Below are 3,788 nucleotides of genomic sequence, written 5' to 3'. Positions count from 1 at the left end.
GGGTTTAGGCAAGTTGATTCAGGAGTCTACTTGGTCAGCAAACTACCAACAAGTGCCAGCATCAAAGGTCGCGGCGTTTGCTCAAACTGCAAAAAAATAACCGAAAAAATTAGCTGGCCGACTGATGCTTTTTATTCAATAAAGCTAGCGGCGGGCAACGTGTGGGCCTGGAATGCTGAGTATCTCCAAGTGTTAAAGCAGCACGTAACAGGCAAGCAAAGGAGCGATGCAGCTTATGCAAGAGAAAATGCCCTATTTCTTTACTATCTTGCGAGGCTTCCAAAATATGTTCTGCTTAAGAAAAGCCGCCCACTCCTGCTCAAAAAGATCGATGCTCTCCTGTCAGTCCGTGCCGCATAACAAACGGTTCAAGACCGTTCGCTTCGCTCACTCGGGACCGGCAAAAGCCGGCCCCTTAACCAAACGTTAGGTAGCACATGAGTAATCTGCAGAAATTAATCTTGGAGGCTAAGAATGGACTGTCAGTTCAGGAGCGAATTCCAGATAACAAGTGGCTAGAAATTGCTGAGCTTTGTGGGCCTGCCGAAATCGCTGAAATAGAATTTCGCATTGAAAATTTAAGGGCAGGGCTAGTGTCCGTAGAAAAATGGGACGGTGACACACAAGACGATATAAATTTGGCCATTTATAAATTTAAACAGCTTCTTGATGCAGCAAAGGCCCATAATAAGTAGAAAAGGGGACAGATTTATTTTATGACAGACGAGCGCGATAAATAAATCTGTCCCCTTTTCATTAAACTATTAATCTTTTCCCTGCGAGTAAAGATTGTAATTTTTCGATAGAAATATGGAGAAGGTCTTGAGCAACTGGTTTGAAAACAACCCTGTTAGATCAATCATTACTCACACGATAGTTGTTGCTGCAGCAGTCTGGGCTTTTTCGTTTTTTGTCTTAGAAGACAATAAAATTAAGTTCTATGAGGCAATGATTAAGAAAAGCGAGGCTGAGGCTAAAGAGACTGAGGCGCGCAATGCCGTGCTTGTTACAAGGGTTGAATATCTGTCCGAGGAAAACAAAAAGCTTAATGACTGGCTTACTCAAACACCTCAGACAATTCCTTATTACGAAAATCAACTTCAGACGCTGAAAGCGAAGCTTAAAGTTGCGGAAGATAAGCTTTTAACCTCTCCCGGAAAAACGCCATCCAAAGACTTTGGGTTACTATATAAAAACTTTCAAAAAGGCGAGGCCTCTACAACTTTTCTCGACTCAAAGACAAATCTTGTATTAGGTGTTCCTAAAATAAACTACGGAGATACAGCTGACATTAACCTCACCCTACCTAATGGCGAGAAAATTGACGCCAAGAACATTAAAGCAGGTGAGACCTGGCAATTCTCCAAGGGAGGAAAGGATTATCTTCTCATCATGGACAGTATCGATTGGGCCGCCCAGAGCTATAAATCTAGCGTAATCGAACTAGGCCTTGAAGAAGATAGCAGCACAAAAAATTAGCGAAAGGGCAAATTTATTTATTGGTAGGTGAGCGCAACAAATAAACCCGTTTCCCTTTCGACCCTAGAGCACTTATGTGTGAATACTGAATACTGAAGACGAAGAACACAATGTAAGAAACGAATGTTCTCGAAATCTTACATAAGAATAAAAAAGGTGACAGATTTATTTTTTGGGCGAGCGCAGTAAATAAATCTGCCTCCTTTTCTCTGTCCCCTTTTCTCTTTTCTGCGCCGAAAGGAGCTCCAACACATGCAAGACTTAATGCCACCATGGAAGAAATTCGAAGATCTAGTTAAGAAAATACTAGAGGCGCAATTATTTGATATTCAAGTTAACCCATTACGAGGAGACAACGGCTTCGATTTTACTGGCACTCTAGCGCACGAATCTTGGGCCATAGAGGTTAAATACTACAGAACTGCCAGAGTCCGCCCATCATTAATTGAGTCTGCCGCTGCGCGAGTGATTAGCAATGGACTTTCTCAACGCGCTAGCAAAGCAATGTTGATCGTATCTAGCCTATTGACACCTGAGATTCGAGTTGCACTTGAAAGCAAGTACAGCATTTTATTTGTTGATAGAGTCGATTTGAGAAGCTGGGCAACAGTAAAGCCTAGCCTCATAGATGAGCTCGACGCGCTACTTGAGCTCGACCCCAACTATTCAAATGACAACCATTTCACCTCAATATCTTTTGATAGTGTAAAGAGACTAGAAAGAAATTCAGCCCTATCAGTTGATAACGAAGGGACAGCTCTTTGCGAAAAACTAGCGACAATTAAAAAAGGAAAATCGCACTGGGCTAAATATGAGACATTCTGCACAGAGGCCCTTCATTACCTATTTCCCAACGACCTCAGCGGTTGGCATAAGCAGATGAGTGTTGATGGTGGAATAAGTCGCTATGACTTCGTCTGCCGAGCGGGAACAGCAACTGAGTTCTGGAAGTTTCTAGTCGAAAACCTAAATAGTAGATATGTGGTATTTGAATTCAAAAATTACTCCGAAAAAATTAAGCAAGGCCAAGTTCTTACAACTGAAAAGTACTTGCTTGAGCGCGCGCTCAGAAAAGTGGCGATAATTTTTACTCGATCAGGAGCAGATAAGAACGCAGTTAAAATGATGCAAGGGGCTATGCGAGAGCACGGCAAACTTATTCTACCGCTAGATGACGAGCTAGTTCGCAAAATGCTTTTAATGAAAGAGAACGGAAATGACCCAACTGATCTTTTGTTCGAAATTACTGACAACTTCTTGCTATCACTACCACGTTAAGGCCGTATCAGAGAAGTAGACAGATTTATTTTTCGACGGCCGAAATCGATAAATATATCCACCCCCTTTTTCTCTCATATCATTCAAAAATTCCAGCTATGGCGAACAGAAGATCATGTCAAGCACAGAGTTAGTATCACAAATAAAACACTTGAAAAGCAAAGAGGTCGCATTCGCATTCGGTTTTTTTTTTGGCTGTACTAGCTCCTGGATTCCTGACTCTATATCAATTCAAGCCTGAAGTGGTTTCTGAGTACGCCACCGTAAAGTTAATTATTTTCTCCGTAGCGATAACCCTACCGATTTTTGCATTTAACCTTATTATTACTGGCATGTATTCAACAGAAAGCTTACACAAGGACCAAACCATTCCATGGATTACTTCGTCATTCATCACCACCTTTTCCTTTTATCCATCAATCCTTATTACGTATATTCTTGATCTTAAATTCGCGCACTTCCTAATCCCGCTTTTCTTTATTAATTTTTTATTTCTTGCGGTAGCAGTTAATAGAATAGAAAAATTTCTTAAGGAGGTGCCGGCGCAAACTCAAAAAGACACTTAAGCTGCTCATTCAACTTATTGAGATAACCCCCGTAACCAACCGTTATTTTTATAGACAATTAGAAAGCAGAAAAAAAGGGGGTATTTTACTTATGACTGGTGAGCACAATAAATCCGCTCGACATTTGATGGCTCTTTCCCTAGCTCCGAGTCAGTTCCTATTATTCAACTGATACCGGGACTTACAGTCACGTTTTCTTAGGCTTCCATCCTTCCCTGAAAATGAACAGATCCAGTCCTCTGGTCTGTTCTGCTCACCGATCACCATGATCTTCTGTTCTTCCTGGCGCTTTCGGGTTTGCTCGTATGGCTCGGCGGTGGCCCACTCTCTCGCGTCGACAAGGTTTATCGCGCCCTTTGGGGTGTAGTTCTGATCGTTGAATACGGTTTGCTTGGGCACTGGAGTCGTTAGGCCAGTCTGTGGTTCTGGCTGTTGCTGTCGAGACATTGCGTCTCGCCTTGCCTG

5 protein-coding genes are annotated in these 3,788 nt (G+C 42.3%); 4 read left to right on the top strand and 1 reads right to left on the bottom strand.

The features are described from left to right. From J0A65_RS21795 to J0A65_RS21780, 4 genes are all read left to right on the top strand, one after another. Positions 1 to 360: hypothetical protein (locus J0A65_RS21795; RefSeq protein WP_206596429.1), on the top strand; the 360-nt coding region annotated here is incomplete at its 5' end. Between the two features lie 77 nt (positions 361 to 437). Further along, entirely contained in the window at positions 438 to 695 is a 258-nt protein-coding gene (locus tag J0A65_RS21790) for a hypothetical protein (RefSeq protein WP_206596428.1), read from the top strand. A 127-nt stretch (positions 696 to 822) separates the two neighbouring features. After that, complete coding sequence (locus J0A65_RS21785; RefSeq protein ID WP_206596427.1) at positions 823 to 1,479, top strand: hypothetical protein; 657 nt, start codon at positions 823 to 825, stop codon at positions 1,477 to 1,479. Between the two features lie 252 nt (positions 1,480 to 1,731). Further along, positions 1,732 to 2,757: a restriction endonuclease gene (locus J0A65_RS21780; protein ID WP_206596426.1), complete on the top strand. Its 1,026-nt coding sequence runs from the start codon at positions 1,732 to 1,734 to the stop codon at positions 2,755 to 2,757. A gap of 716 nt (positions 2,758 to 3,473) precedes the next feature. Here J0A65_RS21780 and J0A65_RS21775 read toward each other — a convergent pair. Then, the coding region (locus tag J0A65_RS21775; RefSeq protein WP_206596425.1) for a hypothetical protein at positions 3,474 to 3,788 on the bottom strand (315 nt) is incomplete at its 5' end.

The sequence above is a fragment of the Bowmanella yangjiangensis genome (assembly GCF_017255015.1).
Lineage (GTDB): Bacteria > Pseudomonadota > Gammaproteobacteria > Enterobacterales > Alteromonadaceae > Bowmanella > Bowmanella yangjiangensis.
The sequence above is the reverse complement of the archived record's forward strand: the minus strand, read 5'-3'. Positions and strand labels throughout refer to the sequence as shown.